20 protein-coding genes are annotated in these 18,688 nt (G+C 61.4%); 5 read left to right on the forward strand and 15 right to left on the reverse strand.

Annotated features, from left to right (window positions below):
- Positions 1–95: 95 nt before the first annotated feature.
- The 7 genes from P0D96_RS37530 to P0D96_RS37560 form a co-directional block, all read right to left on the reverse strand.
- On the reverse strand, positions 96–1,121 hold the full coding sequence (locus P0D96_RS37530) for an aspartate carbamoyltransferase catalytic subunit (protein ID WP_408318758.1): 1,026 nt from the start codon (positions 1,119–1,121) through the stop codon (positions 96–98).
- Positions 1,122–1,157: 36 nt separating this feature from the next.
- Positions 1,158–1,691 carry a bifunctional pyr operon transcriptional regulator/uracil phosphoribosyltransferase PyrR gene (pyrR, locus tag P0D96_RS37535; RefSeq protein WP_408318811.1) on the reverse strand — a complete coding sequence of 178 codons (534 nt, stop codon included), beginning with the start codon at positions 1,689–1,691 and terminating at the stop codon, positions 1,158–1,160.
- Between the two features lie 269 nt (positions 1,692–1,960).
- A complete protein-coding gene (gene iscB / locus P0D96_RS37540) occupies positions 1,961–3,088 on the reverse strand; it encodes an RNA-guided endonuclease IscB (RefSeq protein WP_408318760.1) in 1,128 nt (375 codons plus the stop codon).
- A 224-nt stretch (positions 3,089–3,312) separates the two neighbouring features.
- Positions 3,313–3,798 carry a Holliday junction resolvase RuvX gene (gene ruvX, locus P0D96_RS37545; protein ID WP_408318762.1) on the reverse strand — a complete coding sequence of 162 codons (486 nt, stop codon included), beginning with the start codon at positions 3,796–3,798 and terminating at the stop codon, positions 3,313–3,315.
- A complete protein-coding gene (locus P0D96_RS37550) occupies positions 3,795–4,373 on the reverse strand; it encodes a YqgE/AlgH family protein (protein WP_007178990.1) in 579 nt (192 codons plus the stop codon). The genes ruvX and P0D96_RS37550 overlap by 4 nt, the downstream gene beginning before the upstream one ends.
- Before the next feature lie 252 nt (positions 4,374–4,625).
- Complete coding sequence (locus tag P0D96_RS37555; protein WP_408318764.1) at positions 4,626–6,038, reverse strand: FimL-related protein; 1,413 nt, start codon at positions 6,036–6,038, stop codon at positions 4,626–4,628.
- A gap of 268 nt (positions 6,039–6,306) precedes the next feature.
- Entirely contained in the window at positions 6,307–6,477 is a 171-nt protein-coding gene (locus P0D96_RS37560) for a rubredoxin (RefSeq protein WP_006047743.1), read from the reverse strand.
- Between the two features lie 290 nt (positions 6,478–6,767).
- On the opposite strand from P0D96_RS37560, the gene P0D96_RS37565 reads away from it, so the two are divergent.
- Positions 6,768–7,628, forward strand: coding sequence for a hydroxymethylpyrimidine/phosphomethylpyrimidine kinase (locus tag P0D96_RS37565; RefSeq protein ID WP_132375876.1), 861 nt, complete (start codon positions 6,768–6,770; stop codon positions 7,626–7,628).
- A gap of 162 nt (positions 7,629–7,790) precedes the next feature.
- On the opposite strand, the gene groL is transcribed toward P0D96_RS37565, so the two are convergent.
- From groL to P0D96_RS37580, 3 genes are all read right to left on the reverse strand, one after another.
- A complete protein-coding gene (gene groL / locus P0D96_RS37570; protein WP_132375877.1) occupies positions 7,791–9,431 on the reverse strand; it encodes a chaperonin GroEL in 1,641 nt (546 codons plus the stop codon).
- A gap of 54 nt (positions 9,432–9,485) precedes the next feature.
- Positions 9,486–9,776 (reverse strand): co-chaperone GroES, encoded by a 291-nt coding sequence (groES, locus tag P0D96_RS37575; RefSeq protein ID WP_007178996.1) that lies wholly within the window; start codon positions 9,774–9,776, stop codon positions 9,486–9,488.
- A 489-nt stretch (positions 9,777–10,265) separates the two neighbouring features.
- Positions 10,266–11,120 (reverse strand): helix-turn-helix transcriptional regulator, encoded by an 855-nt coding sequence (locus P0D96_RS37580; protein ID WP_408318766.1) that lies wholly within the window; start codon positions 11,118–11,120, stop codon positions 10,266–10,268.
- 284 nt (positions 11,121–11,404) lie between these two features.
- Here P0D96_RS37580 and P0D96_RS37585 point away from each other — a divergent pair, with 284 nt between their 5' ends.
- A complete protein-coding gene (locus tag P0D96_RS37585; protein WP_408318768.1) occupies positions 11,405–11,740 on the forward strand; it encodes a cupin domain-containing protein in 336 nt (111 codons plus the stop codon).
- A gap of 157 nt (positions 11,741–11,897) precedes the next feature.
- On the opposite strand, the gene P0D96_RS37590 is transcribed toward P0D96_RS37585, so the two are convergent.
- Positions 11,898–13,139 (reverse strand): NADH:flavin oxidoreductase/NADH oxidase family protein, encoded by a 1,242-nt coding sequence (locus tag P0D96_RS37590; protein WP_408318770.1) that lies wholly within the window; start codon positions 13,137–13,139, stop codon positions 11,898–11,900.
- Between the two features lie 223 nt (positions 13,140–13,362).
- Here P0D96_RS37590 and P0D96_RS37595 point away from each other — a divergent pair, with 223 nt between their 5' ends.
- Positions 13,363–13,962 carry a TetR/AcrR family transcriptional regulator gene (locus P0D96_RS37595; RefSeq protein ID WP_408318772.1) on the forward strand — a complete coding sequence of 200 codons (600 nt, stop codon included), beginning with the start codon at positions 13,363–13,365 and terminating at the stop codon, positions 13,960–13,962.
- A gap of 419 nt (positions 13,963–14,381) precedes the next feature.
- On the opposite strand, the gene P0D96_RS37600 is transcribed toward P0D96_RS37595, so the two are convergent.
- From P0D96_RS37600 to P0D96_RS37615, 4 genes are all read right to left on the reverse strand, one after another.
- Positions 14,382–14,885: a YybH family protein gene (locus tag P0D96_RS37600; RefSeq protein WP_408283184.1), complete on the reverse strand. Its 504-nt coding sequence runs from the start codon at positions 14,883–14,885 to the stop codon at positions 14,382–14,384.
- 13 nt (positions 14,886–14,898) lie between these two features.
- Positions 14,899–15,399: a Cif family virulence factor gene (locus P0D96_RS37605; protein WP_408179345.1), complete on the reverse strand. Its 501-nt coding sequence runs from the start codon at positions 15,397–15,399 to the stop codon at positions 14,899–14,901.
- Between the two features lie 107 nt (positions 15,400–15,506).
- The gene (locus P0D96_RS37610) at positions 15,507–15,896 is read right to left on the reverse strand and encodes a MarR family winged helix-turn-helix transcriptional regulator (RefSeq protein WP_408179343.1); all 390 of its coding nucleotides are present in this window, start codon (positions 15,894–15,896) and stop codon (positions 15,507–15,509) included.
- A gap of 204 nt (positions 15,897–16,100) precedes the next feature.
- Positions 16,101–17,012, reverse strand: coding sequence for a LysR family transcriptional regulator (locus tag P0D96_RS37615; RefSeq protein ID WP_408318774.1), 912 nt, complete (start codon positions 17,010–17,012; stop codon positions 16,101–16,103).
- 104 nt (positions 17,013–17,116) lie between these two features.
- On the opposite strand from P0D96_RS37615, the gene P0D96_RS37620 reads away from it, so the two are divergent.
- Both P0D96_RS37620 and P0D96_RS37625 read left to right on the forward strand, forming a co-directional pair.
- Positions 17,117–18,205: an alkene reductase gene (locus tag P0D96_RS37620; protein ID WP_408318776.1), complete on the forward strand. Its 1,089-nt coding sequence runs from the start codon at positions 17,117–17,119 to the stop codon at positions 18,203–18,205.
- Positions 18,206–18,362: 157 nt separating this feature from the next.
- Entirely contained in the window at positions 18,363–18,680 is a 318-nt protein-coding gene (locus P0D96_RS37625) for a LysR family transcriptional regulator (RefSeq protein ID WP_408318778.1), read from the forward strand.
- The last annotated feature ends 8 nt before the right edge of the window (positions 18,681–18,688 follow it).

An 18,688-nucleotide genomic window follows, 5' to 3' on the forward strand; every position in this document is an offset into this window, starting at 1 on the left:
CTACGTTCCGCGCAATATGCCGCGTGTTCGTACTGTGCTTTCGCGACGCGCGCGCCGTGCCATTCACGATCGACGCCGCGCTGCATCTTGCAAGATCAATCGTGGTTGCCCGCGACGATCCCCATCACCGCCATGCGCACCGCGATCCCGAAGGTCACCTGGTTCAGAATCACCGATTGCGGGCCATCGGCCACTTGCGAATCAATTTCGACGCCGCGGTTCATCGGGCCCGGGTGCATCACGATCGCGTCGGGCGCGGCGAGCGCGAGACGCTCGGGCGTCAAGCCCCAGCTCTTGAAATACTCCTGCGCCGACGGCAGCAACGCGCCGCTCATCCGTTCGTTCTGCAGACGCAGCATGATGATCACGTCGACGTCCTTCAGACCTTCGTCGAGGTTGTGAAACACGCGCACGCCCATCTGTTCCAGGCCGCCCGGCAACAGCGTGCGCGGACCGATCGCGCGCACTTCCGGCACACCGAGCGTGGTCAGCGCATGAATGTCCGAGCGGGCGACCCGCGAATGCAGAATGTCGCCGACGATCGCCACGCGCAGCCTCGTGAAGTCCTTCTTGTAGTGGCGGATCGTGTACATGTCGAGCAGCCCCTGCGTGGGGTGCGCATGACGGCCGTCGCCGGCATTGATCACGTGCACATGCGGCGCGCAATGCTGGGCAATCAGATAAGGCGCGCCGCTCGATGCATGGCGCACGACGAACATGTCGGCATGCATCGCCGAGAGGTTGTTGATCGTGTCGAGCAGCGACTCGCCCTTGCTGGTCGACGACGCATTGATGTTCAGATTCAGCACGTCCGCCGACAGACGCGTCGCGGCGATCTCGAAGGTGGTGCGGGTGCGCGTCGAGTTCTCGAAGAACAGGTTGAACACCGACTTGCCGCGCAACAACGGCACCTTCTTCACTTCGCGATCGGTCACGCTGACGAACTGGTCGGCGGTGTCGAGAATGTGATTGACGATCGCCTTCGGCAAGCCCTCGATCGACAACAGATGTTTGAGCTCGCCGTTTTTCGTGAGCTGCGGGTTGCCCTTCAGGAAGCCATAACGGAAGCGCTCGGTGGCGCTATCGGCGGAATCCTTGGGAGCCTGGGAGGCGGTGTTCATGGTGTACCTGTCGTTGCTCAATGCGCAAAGCCGCGTTCAATCAACGCGCGCTTCTGTGTGAAAGGTGAAACGCTGATTGCCGTCGGCGGCGCCCTCTTCGCGGGCCAGCACGAGCATCGCCTCGGCGGGCACTTGCACCACGCCGCCGACGAACCGAGCCGCCACTGGCAGCTCGCGCCCACCGCGATCGGCGAGTACTGCTAGTTCAACCGATGCCGGCCGGCCGTAGTCGTATAGCTCGTTCAACGCCGCGCGAATCGTGCGGCCGGTGTACAGCACGTCGTCCACGAGCACGATGCGGCGGTTATCCACCGAGAACGGCAGCGAGGTCGGGCTCGCCTGCGAGTGCAGGCCTTTCTTCGCGTAGTCGTCGCGATGCAGCGCGACGTTCACCACGCCGAAGCTCGGCACCTTCAGGTCGCGGGCGAGACGCTCGGCGAGCCACGCGCCTCCGCTGTAGATGCCGGCCAGCACGACGGCGCCGTCCGGGCTGGCCAGTTCCGCGCCATAAGTCGCACGAATCTGATCGAGGACGGCGCGATACAACGCCTCGGCGTCAATGGAACTCATCATTTGCTGCGAGAAAAATCAGCCTTCAGGCTGGGAGGGATAGCGCACGACGCGTTGCGTCGCCCCAGTTCTCGCTCTCCTTTGGAAATTGCGCTACGAACGAATATCCATACCCGTCACCGCGCTGCATCACTGAGCAGTATCGATGTGAGATTCCTTGAATTACTTGCGCGGCGCATTGGATATTAAACGATCCACTCGCGCGAATCGCGACGCGGCCGACATATGTGCCGGTCTTTTTGCCGCGCGGCACCTTGGCGCGGACAAGGTCACCGGTCTGAAACCCGCATGCACGTTTTTGGCGCATCAGGTAGCCGCGAGGAAAAACCGGATGCGGTAAGCCGCGTGCGCCGATACGCGCCTCTTCCCGTGCATCGAATCGCCAACGTTGGACGTCGCCAATGCCGTAGCATGTCGACTTCGCCGACACACGCTGCATCTAGCGCATGCGTCTTCGGTACAGAGAGATGAGCGCGATTAAACTTTGTACGACCGCCCGTGGACGGCTCGACCTGCAGCCCCGTAGCTTTGAGCGCGCCGAACAACGCCCAACGTGTCATGTTGACAGCCGCCGCGTCGCGTAGTGGTGCACGCGCATGCGCAAGAATTCGGGCCGCGCGCCTCACGTCGTAGCGTAGGAACGTCGTTAATGGCAGACGGTGCTTCTCTTGGTTGCAGCTTTTGCAGGCGAGAGTGAGATTGGAAACTCGGTTCGAGCCACCCAACGCGCGTGCCTTGATGTGATCAATCTGCAGCGGCCGCCCGGTCGCGTCGCAGTAAGCGCACTGACGTCCCCATTTCTCAAGCAGATATTCACGCAGTTCGTAGCCCGCCAAAGTGCCTTGTTGATACTCAACACCTCGGATATCGGGGTTCTCCATCGCCTGCATGTCAAAGCGGACGAGTTCAGTGCTGATCGCGACGACGGGCGCGAACCTCCGTAGGCGCTGGACCCACGCTATCGTAGTCTCGAGACGGTGACGTAGACTGGGCGCCAGCCATCCTGCCGAGCGACGGCGGTTGTTGAGACGCGCGGCGCGGTAGCGTGTCTTCCTACATCTGCGTGCGCGACGCATCGCCCGCCGCGCAGTGAGCATTTTTGATATCTGCGCGCCCCGATGAATCAGATCAAAAAGATTCAGTACGGTCGCGCCGCGCAGACCGTCGGAAAAAGTGAAGTCACGCACCAGCGCGATGCCGGTCACCCTGCTACCCGGGTCGAGCTTTATGCGTAGCGGCTGCACATCGCTCGTACGAATATCGCGATCGATTATCCGAATCGTAAACGGTACGACTCGATGCACGCGCGCGCGACGGCGCACGAGCAATAAGCGAGCGCGCTTTTCTGTACACGGCATCAGTGGTTTGCCGTTTCGGTCCAGTACAAAGGCAGCCAACGTATGAATCCCATAAACATCGCCCTTACGGGCCTAGTAACGCATCCATCGCTGGATGTCTCCCCTCGGCAATGTTGCGCACCGGCTATCTGCCCCGATCCGTTTCGTGCTTACCCTGTCGCGTGTCTGCAACCGTGGCTTCGAGAGGTTGGGACTGAGGAAGCATCCCAACGTCGGTCTTTAACCTATGTGCAACGTAGCGGGCTCGTTACCGCTTTGCCTGGTCAACCCGAACTCGTGTCTTTGCCTCCACAAGTTCCACCGTTATGGTGGGGTGATTGACGATCGTCGGAAAGTCCGTCCAGGTATTGCTGGAGGATGATGCTGGCGGCTTCGGCGTCGAGCATGTCGGCGCGGCCGTTGCCGGCGCGGATTTCCGCCTTCGCCTCGACCGACGAATAGCGTTCGTCGATCCACGTGACAGGCAGATTGAAGCGGCCGTTCAGCTGATTGCCGAAGCGCTTCGCGAGCTGCGTCATTTCGTGCGGCGTGCCGTCCGGATGCATCGGCAAGCCGACCACGAGCGCGTCCGGTTTCCATTCGGCGATCAGTTTGCCAACCGCCTCGAAGCGGTATTCGCGGCTGCGGTTCTGCACGATCACGAGCGGCCGCGCGCTCTTCGTCAGCGAATTGCCGACCGCCACGCCGATGCGTTTTTCACCGTAGTCGAACGCAAGCAGCGTCGCCTCACGTCCGGCCGGCAGGCTCATGCGTGACCCGCCTCGCCCGACAGCATGGACAGGTTGATGCCGAGCAAGGCCAGCGCGGCTTCGAGACGCTCTTCGGCGGGTACGTCGAAGACGATTTTCGGGTCGGCTTCGACCGTCAGCCAGCCATTCTTCGAAATCTCTTCTTCGAGCTGGCCCGCGCCCCAGCCGGCATGGCCGAGCGTGAGCAGGAAACGCTCGGGACCCGTGCCGCTTGCCACCGCTTCGAGCACGTCTTTCGAGGTGGTCATCTCGAGACCGCCCGGCACCGACATGGACGAGGTGTACGCGTTGCCGTCTTTCGGATCGTGCAGCACGAAGCCACGCTCGGTTTGCACCGGGCCGCCGAAATAAACGGGCACATGGAGAAGGGGTTCGATCTCGAGCTTGAGATCGATGCGACTGAAGAGCGCTTGCAGGTCGATATCGGTCGGCCGGTTGATCACGAGGCCGAGCGCACCGCGCTCACTGTGATCGCAAAGGTAGACCACCGTTCCTGAAAACGTCGGATCCGCCATGTTCGGCATGGCGATCAGGAACTGGTTGGTCAGATTGATGCGATCGGTACTCTTGGACATAGTTCGGATTTTAGCAAAGACGATGCAGGATGGCGGGCTTTGAGCGTGGAACCGCGATGTGTGCCATGGAGCGTGCCGCGAGCCATCGACGGCGATTCAAGTTGCACTCTATCACGCACGCGGGCGCTCGCCACGGTGCAGGTTCGCAGGGTTTCGCGGCACGCGTATTGCGTGCCGCCGGGATATGTCATTGCGGCCCGTTGCGTCCGGCCGGCAGACGGTCCAGCGGGCCGAATCCGCCACGCGTATTGTTCACGCGCCGCCCTGCTCGATCGAGCGCGTCAAGGCCGCCAGCGCAGTGTTGCCGCCGGGCGGCGCGACGCCCGCTGCGACTTTGTGAAGCGTGGCACGCAAAGCTTCGGCGGCCTGCTCGAGCGTGCTCGCCGCCGGCGCGCCGACTATCACATGCGCGCGCACCGCGGGCGTCGACACGCCGGCATGCGCGCGACGGCGCCACGCGAGCCCCAGCGCGTCGGCCAGCAGCGCCACGTGGCCGAGGCCCAGCGCGCACGCGGCGGAGCCGAGCCGGTAGGCGGCATCGCCCGCCTGCAGCGCTTCGCTCGGATCGGCTTTTTCGGGCTGGTCGGCGGCGCGGGCGTGCTCGGTCAATGCGGAAATCGAGGCGTCCGCGGTTTGCAGAAAATCTTCGTACGCGTTTGCGTTAACCGCCAGCACGCCCAACTCGCGCGTCAGTGCGCCACGGGTGGCGCTGATCGCCTGGGCCTGCACCGCGCCCGCTTCCCAAAGCATTTCGGATGCCTGGGTGCCCGCGACGTGCCAGTCGACGGTCAAGCCGTAGTCGTGCAGCACTTCCACCTGGTCGGCGTCTTCCGCTGCGGCGCCGAATAACGCGTAGTCGCGCCACAGCAGCGCAAGCGTCGCGCGCACGAGGGAGCGCGGCGCAAGTTCGATGCCGCGCGCATGATCGGCGAGCGCGAGGTTGCAACGGGCGTAGAAACGCCGCGCGTCGGTTTCCCCGGTGGCGCGGCCGCTGACCCGCAAAGCCTTGGCGCAGGCCTTGGCGAGGCGCCAGAAATCGTAAGGGTCCGGGCCGGCGAGTTCACTGAAAACGGCGTCCAGTTCGTCGAGCGCCGCATTGGTCACGGCCAGCGCCGCCGCACTGCCGGAATCGGCCTGCGAGCGCAGCACCGGCAGCAGCGCGCGCTCATAGCGAGCCCGCAGATGAGCCAATTGATCGGCGGACTGCGCGTGCAGCGAGACCGGTGGCACCGGCCGCGCGGTCAACGCGAGATCTTCGAACGCGACGGTGGAACCGGGCGTGTGCTCCGACAGATGCGTGCAGAGCGCCCGGTAATGGTTGAACAATACGGGCGAGCAGGACAGCTCGCGCAGATTGTGGCGTTCGAGCGCGGCGCGGAAGTCGCGCAAGGCCGCGCCGAACACGGGCCGCGCGTTGACCGCATCTGCCGGGTCGCCCTCCAAGAGCGGCGACAGCCGCACCAGCGCGTCAGCAAAGCGCTGCGCGCTCAGCCAACCGGCTCCGCGCAATGCGTGCGACGCACGCAGCAACGCCGAGGTGCTCTCGCTGTGCTGTTCGAATGCCAGCAGCGCCTCGGCCAGCGCCAGTTCGGCGGGACGCACAGCGCCGCCGCGCGGGTTCGGCAAGGCATCGAAGGAAACGGGTGCAGCGGATCGAAGAGTCATGGGCAGGCGACACGAAGCTGACGGGCCGTCGCCTCGCGCCGCACGCAGACTGATCGGCTAACGCGCGAACCGGCAACAGGACAATGACAGACTAACGTTGCGACACGGCACAGCCGAGGACGTTCCGCGTCGACGCGTTGGGGCAAACTTCAGAGCGCACCGGGTGCGTTCGATCCGGCGCGCCACGCCGGCTGCGAAACACCATGCCAATGCCGCGCCGCAGGCATGCGGCACGGCCTGCAGCCGGCATGCCGGCTGCTCCCGGACTTCAGATCTGGACCATCTCGAAGTCTTCCTTACGCGCGCCGCACTCCGGGCAGGTCCAGTTAATGGGGACGTCTTCCCAGCGGGTGCCCGGCGCAATGCCTTCGTCCGGCAAACCGGCTTCTTCGTCGTAAATCCAGCCGCAAATCAGGCACATCCAGCTTTGATATTCCATTCTTGTGTCGCGTCGTAGAGTCCGTGGAAACGGGAGCCATGATGGTACCGTGTTGCCGCCCCAATGCCTAGCAATCAGAAACGCGCAATCGTAGCGTGCTACGGCCTTTGGCTATGCAGTTTGCGTCGGCCGGCACGGTGGTTGCGGCGCCATGCCGCGCGCCGGCCGCGGCTGGCTTGCTGCAATGCATCGCGAGATGCGAAAAAACGCCCTCGCGACGGTTTAGGCCGCATAATTGAGTCGATTGCGCACTCTCTGCGCCTAAATTTAGCTCCTTTCTGTCAATCTTCATGCCCAGCGACACGCCTCCGATCGTCCTCACCTTCGGCCTTTCCGATCCCACTGGCGGCTCCGGCCTGCAAGCCGACCTGATGACCCTTGCCAGCATGGGCTGTCATGGCGTCTCCGTGCTCACGGGCTACACCGTGCGCGACTCGGCGAGCTGCGACGAAGTCACCGGGCTCGACCCTGAAGTGGTCGCGACCCAGGCGCGGATGCTGCTCGAAGACATGCCGATCGCCGCGTTCAAGGTCGGCGCCTGCACCCGCGCGGAAGTAGTGAGCGCGATTGCCGAAGTCGTCGCCGATTACGACGACATTCCGCTGATTCTCGCCCCCGATTTCACACTCGACGACGAGCACGTGCTGTCCGCCGACGAACTGCGCGAAGCGATCGCCGATCTGCTCGCGCCGCAAACCACGTTGCTGGTCGCCGATTCCGCCACGCTGCTCGCGCTCGCGCAACCGGACGGCGACGCCGAAGCGCCGAGCCTCGACGCCGCCATCTCGCATCTGCTGTCGCAAGGCTGCGAATACATTCTGTCGACGGAGACCGGCACACACCGGCACGTCAACACGCTGTTCAGCGAAGACGGCCAGTTGCGTCAGGACATGTGGGACCGCGGCAGCCATCGGATCATGGGCTTGACGGATACGCTGGGCTCGGCGATCGCCGCGTTGCTGGCCAACGGCCAGGAGCCCGCTGAGGCGGTGCGCGAGGCGCAGGAATATTTGTACCAGGCCCTGCGCAACGCTTTCCGGCCGGGCATGGGCGCGTATATGCCGGACCGGTTCTTCTGGGCGCGCAGCAGCGACGACGATACGCCGCCGACAGCCGGCAAAGATGCGGCGCCGGGCGAAGCACGGCACTGATAGCTGGCGCGAAGCGCCGATCGCTTTCCCGGCGCTTCAGCCCGCAGCAAGCGCCATAAAAAAACCCGCATTTCTGCGGGTTTTTTCTTTTGGGAAGCACGCCTCGCGGCGCACTCCCCCCATGTGCTTCCAACTGGACCTCGTAACGAGGCCCAACTGAAATTACATGTCCATGCCCATGCCGCCCATGCCGCCGGGCATACCGCCGCCCATCGGAGCATCTTCCTTCGGCAGTTCGCAGACAGCTGCGTCGGTCGTCAGCAGGAGACCCGCCACCGAAGCTGCGTTTTGCAGCGCCGTGCGCGTCACCTTCGTCGGATCCACGACACCTGCGTCAACCAGGTCGACGTACTCGCCGGTTGCTGCGTTGTAGCCGTAGTTGCCCTTGCCAGCAGCAACAGCTGCCACCACGACGCTGGCTTCTTCGCCACCGTTCGTGACGATCTGGCGCAGCGGCTCTTCCATCGCGCGCAGCACGATCTTGATACCTGCATCCTGATCGGCGTTCAAGCCCTTCAGGCCGGCGATTGCCGTACGTGCGCGGATCAGCGCGACGCCGCCGCCAGCAACGATGCCTTCTTCCACAGCTGCGCGCGTTGCGTGCAGTGCGTCTTCGACACGTGCCTTCTTTTCCTTCATTTCGACTTCGGTCGCAGCGCCGACCTTGATCACTGCAACGCCGCCTGCCAGCTTGGCAACGCGTTCTTGCAGCTTTTCACGGTCGTAGTCCGACGTTGCTTCTTCGATTTGCGTGCGGACTTGCTTCACACGTGCTTCGATGTTCGCACCTTCGCCAGCGCCGTCGATGATCGTCGTGTTTTCCTTGCCCACTTCGATGCGCTTCGCTTGACCCAGTTCAGCCAGCGTTGCCTTTTCGAGCGTCAGGCCGGTTTCTTCAGCGATGACTTGACCGCCGGTCAGGATCGCGATGTCTTCCAGCATGGCCTTACGACGATCGCCGAAGCCCGGAGCCTTGACAGCAACGGTCTTCAGGATGCCGCGGATGTTGTTCACCACCAGCGTTGCCAGTGCTTCGCCTTCGACGTCTTCTGCGATGATCAGCAGCGGACGGCCAGCCTTGGCGACTTGCTCCAGTACCGGCAGCAGATCACGGATGTTCGACACCTTCTTGTCGTGCAGCAGCACGAACGGGTTGTCCAACACGGCAACTTGCTTGTCCGGGTTGTTGATGAAGTACGGCGACAGGTAGCCGCGGTCGAATTGCATACCTTCGACCACGTCCAGCTCGTCTTGCAGCGACTTGCCGTCTTCAACGGTGATGACGCCTTCCTTGCCGACCTTGTCCATGGCTTCAGCGATACGATCGCCGATCGACGAGTCGCTGTTTGCCGAAATCGCGCCGACTTGGGCGATTTCCTTGTTGGTCGTGCACGGCTTGCTGATCTTGCGCAGTTCTTCGATCGCTGCGAACACAGCCTTGTCGATACCGCGCTTCAGGTCCATCGGGTTCATGCCCGATGCGACGTACTTCATGCCTTCGCGGACGATCGACTGAGCCAGAACCGTTGCGGTCGTGGTGCCGTCACCTGCGTTGTCGCTGGTCTTGGAAGCAACTTCCTTGACCATTTGCGCGCCCATGTTCTGGAGCTTGTCTTTCAGTTCGATCTCTTTCGCGACCGACACACCGTCCTTCGTGACCGTCGGGCCGCCGAAGCTGCGTTCCAGGACAACGTTGCGACCCTTCGGGCCCAGCGTGACCTTCACAGCGTTCGCGAGGATGTTCACGCCTTCAACCATCTTGGCACGGGCGGAATCACCGAATACGACGTCTTTAGCTGCCATCTTCTAACTCCTTGAATTCTTTAAGATATGACCGGGAAAAGTAGCGACCAGCGCTTACTTTTGCACCACGGCCATGATGTCTTCTTCGCGCATCACGAGCAGTTCGTTGCCGTCGACCTTAACGGTCTGGCCTGCGTACTTGCCGAACAGGACGCGGTCACCAACCTTCACGTCGAGCGCGATTTGAGCGCCCTTGTCGTCACGCTTGCCCGGGCCGACTGCCAGAATTTCGCCTTGATCCGGCTTTTCTGCTGCGGCTTCGGGGATCACGATGCCCGACGCGGTCTTGGTTTCTTGATCCAGACGTTTGACGATCACGCGATCATGCAAAGGACGAAGGTTCATACATACTCCTCTCTTGATTGAGACTGAAGAACGCTGAGAAAACCCGGCTGGCTGAGCCAACCGGCGATGTTGTTAGCACTCTCGTGCAGCGAGTGCTAATTATATGGACGGGTGGTGACAAATTCAAGAAGGGATGCTGCTGTTGGGTGAGATTCACTCAACTTTGGACTTTGTCCACTTAAGTCTGAGCGCCCGAGCCGCCCCCGGTCGCCATCAGGAAAGGAAATATCATTTTGAAACAACGGGTTATTGTAAAACCAGCTGTTCCACAATGCCCCGAGTGCAGTGCGACCGCCCGGCTTTTTCTGACGGCATCAGTCCGCGCGTCCGGGTGACTCACACCAAATCCAGGGGAAAACCCCGCCCCAAGTGCAATCGTCAGTGACGTTCCGGCAGATCGAAGACATGTTTCGGCCTCTGCCAGCACCTAACTCTATCTCCCCACCCAACTGAGGATGGAATTGACAGTCAGCTCGACACGCGCGGCGGTCATCGCGCTGCGCCAGAGACAAATTGTACGTTGTGTCTGTATTGGCTCGGTGTCACCCCTTGCTGACGAGCAAAGAAGCGCGTGAAGTTCCCAGGCGAGTCAAAGCCCAAATTGAGCGCAACATCCTGAAGTGCCATTTCCTGCTGCGAAACACTTTGAATCGACAGATCCATCCGCAGCATGCTGCCGAATGTCGCCGGCGTCATGCCTGTCTGCTTGCGGAATAGATGGAAGAAATGTGGACGCGATAGCCCAACCGTTTGTGCAAGATCATCGAAGTCGGGTGCGATGCCCCGCACCTCTTTCATCGCTTCGATCGCGCGACGAATTCTGATGTCATAAGCGATTCCACCAACGGATCCGGCCGCTGACAGCTCATTCCTCTGGGGCAATACACCGACGAGTTCGCCGGTCATGTCGGCGATCAGCCCTTGGAGCGCTTGAAGCGACTGGCCCTCACGGTCGGTCAGGATGTCGAGCAGGTCAGTATGAAGGCGGCCAAGCTTCCCTTGCAACGCTACGGACGGCCTCGAAAAAAACCGGGGATGAATGCTGTAAGCGAAGCGCCGGTCGACCTCCCTCAACCAGTCCGGCTCCAGGTAAAGGGCCAGCAGCACAGTCGGCTCCGATTGTGGGCGATGCTCATAGAAGTGCGGCTCCCACGCATTCACGAGCAACACGTTCCTGTCCGACAAAACGTGCTCACGATTGCGGATTCCGAACTGGATGTCCGGACCGCCCTCCTTGAAGATAACGTGAGAAACCCGGTGTGCGTGCAAGACCATGCTTTTGTCCAGCATGAGCAACGCCACTCTTCCAAACGGCCCGTGAATGATTCGCAAAGGTTCCGACATGGTGATTGGCTCCTGCCGTCCCGATGAATTCAAAGCGCTCTTATTCGCTCAGCCGCTTCGCGCAAAAAATCATCATCCAGAATGATAAATCGGCCCCGTCCGTGACAAGTTTGCATACGGCCAGGACAAGGACAAGTGGGAAATTCGCCTACTCTGGCGGATAGGTTCGCCGCTATCGAAGTACGGTCCAGCGGCCAATCAACACGCTTCGAAGTCCGAACGTGAATGGCGTCTGCTGCGATGCAGAACGCCTCCCGTGACATTCGCAAATCAAGGAGACGATCATGGCTGGTGTCGGCAGTGAAAAGGTGTTTGAGAATGACAAGGTCATCGTATGGAATTTCGTCCTCGCTCCGGGCGAGGAAACACCGGTACATACCCATACGCATTCCTACATGTGGTACGCGATCGAAGGTGCCCCCTTGCATATCTTCGACGAAAACGGCGGGGACCTCGGCATCTTCGACGTGCCAACGGGCGCGATTTATTCCCTCAAATGCGAGGACGGATATCTGGAAGTCCTGTCCGAGATCGGCAAGGGCGCGAAGGTCCCTGCGACGCACAAGGCGCGCAACGAGGGAAGCAACCCATACCGCGAGGTGCTCGTCGAATACAAATAGCAGCGCGTCTGATTGAGACGTCCTGGAACCCGATCAGGGTGACACTAACGCAGACGGCACGAGCGTGGGCCACGGCACACGCTCGACGGGACTGACGACTTGAAGTCGCCAGTTCGACCGGTGGCCGCCGCGGAATTCGCTGCGGTCCGGACATAGCTTAAGCCCGCCGCTGCAAGAGTGCGTTCATGTTGCGGGTCTCGAGTTCGGTGAACTGGGCCACGGCATCAGCGCCATCTAGCGTCAGATCCGCGTCGAGCCCATCCGCCAGACGTTCGAGTTGCATGTTGTTCCATGGAAGAAGATGGAACGGATGGAGCATGGCTTCAGGACTGGACGCACGATCGACTTCGCCCGAGAGAATGCGCTTCGGAACTTCAGGATCGGCGATGATTGGGCGCCCGAGTCCGATGACGTCCAGTTCGCCGCGCTCCAGCGATTCGACCATGGCGGCCGTCGTGCGGAACCCGCCTACCACCATCACGGGCATCGTCGCCGCGGCACGAACCGAGGCCGCGAAATCCACGAAAAATGCTTCGCGCTTGACGGTACTTTCGCGCGGCGCGTCTTCTCCTTCGTCCTTCAATGTGAGGCCGGCGATCTTCGGCTGCTCGAGCGAGCCGCCCGAAAGTTCGAGCAGATCGAGTGTCGAATCGTTGAGCTTCTTCACCAACTCGATGCACTCGGCATTCGTAAAGCCGCCCTTTTGAAAGTCCGACGAATTGAGCTTGATCGCAACGGGAAAGTCGGGTCCAACGGCGGAGCGGACCGCCGCCAACACTTCGAGCAGGAAACGCGAACGGTTTTCTAGCGAACCGCCCCAACGGTCAGTGCGTTTGTTGGCGAGCGGGCTCAGGAATTGCGAAATCAGATAGCCGTGTGCTCCATGCAGCGAGACACCCGTGAAACCGGCCTCGCGGACTTTCCCCGCCGCGAAGGCGAATTGCCCGATGGCCTGCTGGATCTGCTCTTCGGTCATTTCACGCGGCGTGGCAAACGAAAAACCGGCGCCCCGCATCACATCGATATCCACGGAGGACGGCGCCAGTGGCGATGTATTGATCGCGTCTTGCACCTGTCGTCCGGTATGACTGAGTTGAGCCCAGAAATGCGCACCTTCCGATGTTCCTGCCGTCGCGAGCCGCGCCAGTTGCTCCTGTCCGCTATCGTCATGGATGACGATGTTGCCCGGGCGCTCGAGGTGCCACCGATCGACCTGGATATTGCCGGAAAGCAGAAGGCCTGCGCCGGAATGCGCCCAGCGCCGGTACAGCGCCTCGAGACGCGGCGTCGAATGATTGTTGGTATCGGCCATGCCTTCGCTCATGGCCGCTTTGGCCAGGCGGTTTGCCAGGATCGCGCCGCTGGGTAACCGGAGCGGCTGTGAAAGGGCGTTGTTCATCCGAATGTCCTTCAGGGGAAAAATTGTATGAAGACCAAGCCCTTCCGTCGCAAAGCATGGGCGGCGGCTCGGCTGTCTAGCGACAGTCATCGCTGTCGTTTGTAGTATAGTGATCGCTGTCGTATGATGCGTCAAGCAGATAAAAGAGGGACACGTTATGGTCAAGACCTGGTCGGATGACAATCCGAAAGCCGCGCTGATGTCGCGCAAGCGCACGATGATCGTGGACGCCGCGCTGCGGGCGTTCCTTGAGAATGGCTATGCGGAAAGCTCGGTGAACCGGATCGCCGAGGAAGCCGGCGTATCGATCAAGACGCTCTACCGGCACTTCGAGAGCAAGGACGATCTGTTCAGTGCGGTGATGGAAGCGGCCTGCTCGACGACCGGCACGCAGTCCGGTTCGGCAGAGGGAGTCGCAGAGCTTGGCGAGCCTGATTGGTTTAGCGAACCGCCGCCCGTCGCGTTGCCGATCGCGGGGGGCGAATATCTTCGGCACGCGCTTTCGGAAGAACAGTTGGCGCTGTATCGCGTCGTGACCCGCGATGCCCCTCGCTTCCCCGAACTCGCGCGCCGCTATCGCGAACAGGTTGCGGGGGCACGCGACGCGCTATTCGCGAGCTATCTTGACCGATGGCTACCTGTCACAGGCTGGAAAGTCAAAGACAAGTATGGTGCCGCGGCAACCTTCGCGGCACTCCTTAAGGCCACGCTTTTCGACGAGGCGCTGTTTGGCGTGAAGAGCGCAAGCGAGGAAGAAATTGCATCGTGCGCGAGGAACGCGGCCGTCGAGATGATGGTTCTCATCGAAGCCGGTCAGTTCTAATTCGTTCCGCTGATTCCAAGCCGCGATGGATTCGAGGCGTTGCGAAACATCGTGTGCTGGCCTGCCTCGCCGGCGGCGTGATGGAACAGCGGGCCGCTGCGATGAACCACCATTGCCGCAATGCCGTGAAAAGCGCCTTCCGAGACAGCATCGTCGAGCAACGCCTTGATGGCCGAATCGTCAAAAGTCCTGGTTGGCTCGTGAGTTCGTAATGGAGAATCCGTACGCGGGCAAGCGGGCCGATTTTGCGATTGACGGGATCGCCGCCCTCGATTGAGATCGCATCGACGCGTATCAGGACTTCGTCAGCCCCGCAGACCGCGCCGGCGACATCTTCATAACGGAAGATCTGCGGCCCTCTATTCCGAGAGCAGACGACGGCTTCCGTCTCTCTTGCTCGTTGACAGAGAAAATCGGATCTACTGCGCAGGCGCCGGCACAGGCACGATCGACGCAATCCGCCACCCTTCCGGGGTTCGGACAGCGACTTCATAGACGAGGAACGGAGCGCTCCTCGCTGACGCTTCCGAAGCGCCAAGGGTAATCTGCGTAGGGGCGTACAACTGGGCAACGTCTGCGGTCAGGGGAACAATCTTGATGCTCTCGACGTTCGGCTCGAACTTCCACACCCCTTTGAAGGTTTCCTTGAAATGCTCGATGAGCGCGGGCTTCCCCCAGAACTGGTAGGCGCGAGCCACGAACGCGATCGGGTCGGGTTGGCCAGCTGGCGCGGATGCCAGTACGCGCTCGAACGCGACAATGTCATGCGCCGTAGCGGCCGCTGCCTGCCGGAGAAAGACGTCTTTGACCTCTTGCCTGTCTTTCTCCGTGAAACGATGCGTGGCGGCGGCGTATGCAGTCGCATTGGCGGCCGCAAGGATCACAACCGCGAAGAATGAAACGAGTGTCTTCTGTATGCGCATGTGCATCTCCCATTCACTCGGCAGGAACGGGAATTACCGCCGAGATCTTCCAACCGGATGGCGTCCGGATCGCAAACTCGTTGATCAGAAATGTCGCCGTTCTGGCGGGTTGGCCGGCTGCTCCGAGTGTGACGCGAGTCGGTGCATAGATCTGCACCGTGTCGCCGTTCAACGGAATGATGCTTATGGCGCTCTGATCCGGTTCAACGCGCCACGTACCCGTGAAAGCCTTGCGGAAGTGCTCCATGACGGCATCCCTGCCCCAGAACCGGTACGCGCGAGCCACGAACGAGACAGGGTCTGGCTGACCTGGAACGGCATGCGCCAGCGTGCCGTCGAGCGCGTCGATGTCATGGGCCGTTTCGGCGGCGGCCTGACGCAGGAACAAGTCATGAATCTCCTGCGTATCGCTTGCGGTAACTTCGGCAGCGTGCGCGGAAGTCACGGCAGTCATCAATGAAAAGGAAAGTGCAAAGAGGAGGTTGCGGCGCACACCCAACGATCGAATATCCACGATATATAGTCTCATATGCCCGTATATGGAATTTTTTTGCGGCGAGAGAACGGGATACTCTCGCCGCATGTCGCGGGGATCTCAATGCAGATGTGGCGCCCTTGACCTCAGAAAGTCTCTTGATCCATGGTCAGGTCCAGTTGCACGATTCGAGCCATGAATCGCCGCATCGCCAACGCGTCCTCCGTTCCAAATTCCTTTTCGAAGCGTGCTTGCGCCTTCTGCCACGATGGTTTGCTTTGCGCCTCTATCTTGGCGCCCAAGGTAGACAACGCTAGTTCTCGCTCCCGGCGATCTTCGCGCCCGACCTGAATCGTGATCAGCCCGTCGCGCTCGAGCGGGCGAACGTTGTGTCCCATCGTTGCCCGATCCATCGACAACACGTCGGCAAGCGCGGCCATTGTCGTCGGCCCGCGGCTGGCAAGGAGACTCAAGATCGTGTACTGCGTGGCCCGCAAACCGGTTTCCACCATGCAGGCATCATAGAAGCGGGTCAAGCGCCGCGCGGCTTTACGCAGAGCGGTGTTGTTACATACACCAGGATTGATTGCCGGCCGAGACGCAGTCATGTTGGATCAAACGTTAAGATCTTGGAGAAAATATTATGGGCATATAAGACCATTGTCAAGCGAGTTCATGCCGGCCGATTAGCACAGAAGTTCGCTTAGCCCACACCTGGCCGGCCGCGTTCGCAACGACGGCTACGTTGCCCGATCGAACTTGTGTGCAAACCGCTCCGTCGCCCATTCGATAAAGACGCGCAACCGCTGGCTCATATGCCTGTCTGGCGGATACACGAGGAAGAAAGGGTATGGATCCGGTTGCCACGTCGACAGAACAGGCAGGAGTTCGCCACGCGCGATCGCGTCCCTCGCGGCAAACGAGAAGGTTTGAATCACGCCGAGACCGGCCAGCGCAGCCGCGACATGGGCGTTGCTCTCGTTCACCCCCATGCCTTGTAAGCTGCCGATTTCGATTCGCTCGCTGCCCTTCTGAAAACGCATCGGCAACACGCGTCCCGTCCGTGCAGAAACGTAGCTCACGATCCGATGGCCGCTTTTCAGCTGGTCGGGATGCATCGGCCTGCCGTGCTCCTTCAGATAATCGGGCGTCGCGCATGTCACCCACGATGCACGGCCAAGCGGACGTGCGACTAGCGAGGGCTCGTCTACGCTGCCACCGCGGACGACACAATCTACGTTCTCGCCAATGAGATCGATCTGCCGGTCGCTCACGCCGAGATCGACACGAATGTCGGGATATCGCGCAATAAAGTTGGGCAGTGCCGGGATCAACACGCCGCTTGCGTTCGCCGAGCCGATGTCGATGCGCAACCGTCCTCGCGGACGCTGATGTGCGCTCGCGAAACCCGAGTCGATGTCCTCGAGTTCCTTCAACACGCGCGAGGTGCGCTCGTAGTACGCGGCACCCTCGGCCGTGACGGTGACGCGTCGCGTCGTTCGTTGAAGCAGTTTGACGCCGAGATGCTGCTCCAGTGAACGCACGAGTTTGCTCACCGTGGCGAGCGGCATCTCGAACGAGTCGGCGGCACGGGTGAATGCGCCCGCTTCAACAACACGGGCGAACACGCGAATGGCAAGCAGTTGGTCCATGTCGATTATCTATCCACGTAGATAAAGTTATCGGATTTACCCACTTTTTCAACAATCTCCTGCTTTGTACAGTAGCGCTCACGTCTTTGAAAAGGAAGTTGATCGTGACTACGAACGCACTTGAACGACTGCTTGCGCCCGTTCGCCTCGGCAGGCTGGAACTGAAGAACCGTCTGGTCATGGCGCCGATGACCCGCAGCCGCGCCGGGTTCGACGGCACGCCGGGAGAGTTGGCCGCCGAGTACTATGCGCAGCGCGCGAGCGTCGGCCTGATCGTGACTGAGGGGACTCAGCCCTCGGACGATGGGCAGGGTTATCTCGCCACGCCGGGCATCTATTCCGACGCGCATGTCGCCGGATGGAAGAGGATCATCTCTGCCGTGCATGATCGCGGTGGCCATCTCTTCATCCAGCTCATGCACGCGGGGCGCATGTCGCACCCGGAGAACACGCCGCATCATCGCCAGGGCGTCGCGCCTTCGGCCATCGCGCCCGCTACGCCGATGTTCACGGCCAAGGGGATGCAGGATATTCCGGTACCGCGTGCGCTGACGACCGAGGAGGTGCGCCAGACCGTGGCCGACTTCCGCTTCGCGGCACGCCGCGCGATCGAGGCCGGCGCCGATGGCGTCGAAATCCACGGCGCGAATGCCTACCTGGTCCATCAGTTCCTCGCGCCAAGCGCCAATGCCCGCACCGACGAATATGGCGGCCCGATCCAAAACCGCGCCCGCTTTGCCAGCGAGGTGGCCACTGCTATCGCCGACGAAATCGGAGCTGACAGGACGGCCATTCGCCTGTCACCCGGCATGACGCGGTGGGGCATCGACGAAAGCGCCGAAGGACCGGCGCTCTACCACTATCTGGTGGCTGAACTGGACGAGCTCGGTCTGGCGTACCTGCACATCACGCATCAGGGCAATGAGCCGCTGGTCGCTGACATTCGCAAGCTTTGGACGGGCGTCTTGATCCTGAACCGACCGGGCCGCCCCCGCGACGAGCTTGGAGCCGATGTAGCCTCGGGGCTCGCCGAGCTGGAAGCCTATGGCCAGATGGTGCTGGCCAACCCGGATTTCGTCGCGCGCCTGAAGACCGGCGCACCGATGAACGCTGCGAACCCCAATGCCTTCTTCGGCGGCGACGGGCGCGGCTATATCGACTATCCGGCGCTGGCCGAAGCCGTCGAACCCTGAGGGAGTGCGCGTTACCAATCACGCCGGACGCGAGCCTGCTTCGCATCATTGGCAAGATGCGGCTCGCGCCGGCAGTCCCGGTCGACGGCGGCGCATGAGCCCGGAGTCAGTGCTAAACCGACATACCATCACACGACAGACAGGCAGTCACTCGACCATGATCAAGGCAAACCACCTTGTGTACTTCGCCTGCATAGTCAAGCACAGAAGCTTCAGCGCAGCCGCGAAGGAAGTCCGCGTAAGCAAGTCGACGTTGAGTCGTGCCGTCATCGACCTGGAACAGGCGCTTGGAGCATCACTTCTCACCAGAACGAGCCGGCGCGTGGATGTCACGCCCGCGGGCGAGCGGCTATACGCACGCTGCCGCGCCGTGTACAACGCCGTACTGGCGGCGCAAAAAGCCCTCGAAAATATCGAGGCGGAGCGCAATATCACTCCAACCGCTCACCGGGAAACCAGTGCAGTTGACCAATGAGGCGGATG

Origin of the sequence: Paraburkholderia sp. RL17-347-BIC-D (assembly GCF_046027915.1) — a bacterium.
Taxonomy (GTDB): Bacteria; Pseudomonadota; Gammaproteobacteria; order Burkholderiales; family Burkholderiaceae; genus Paraburkholderia.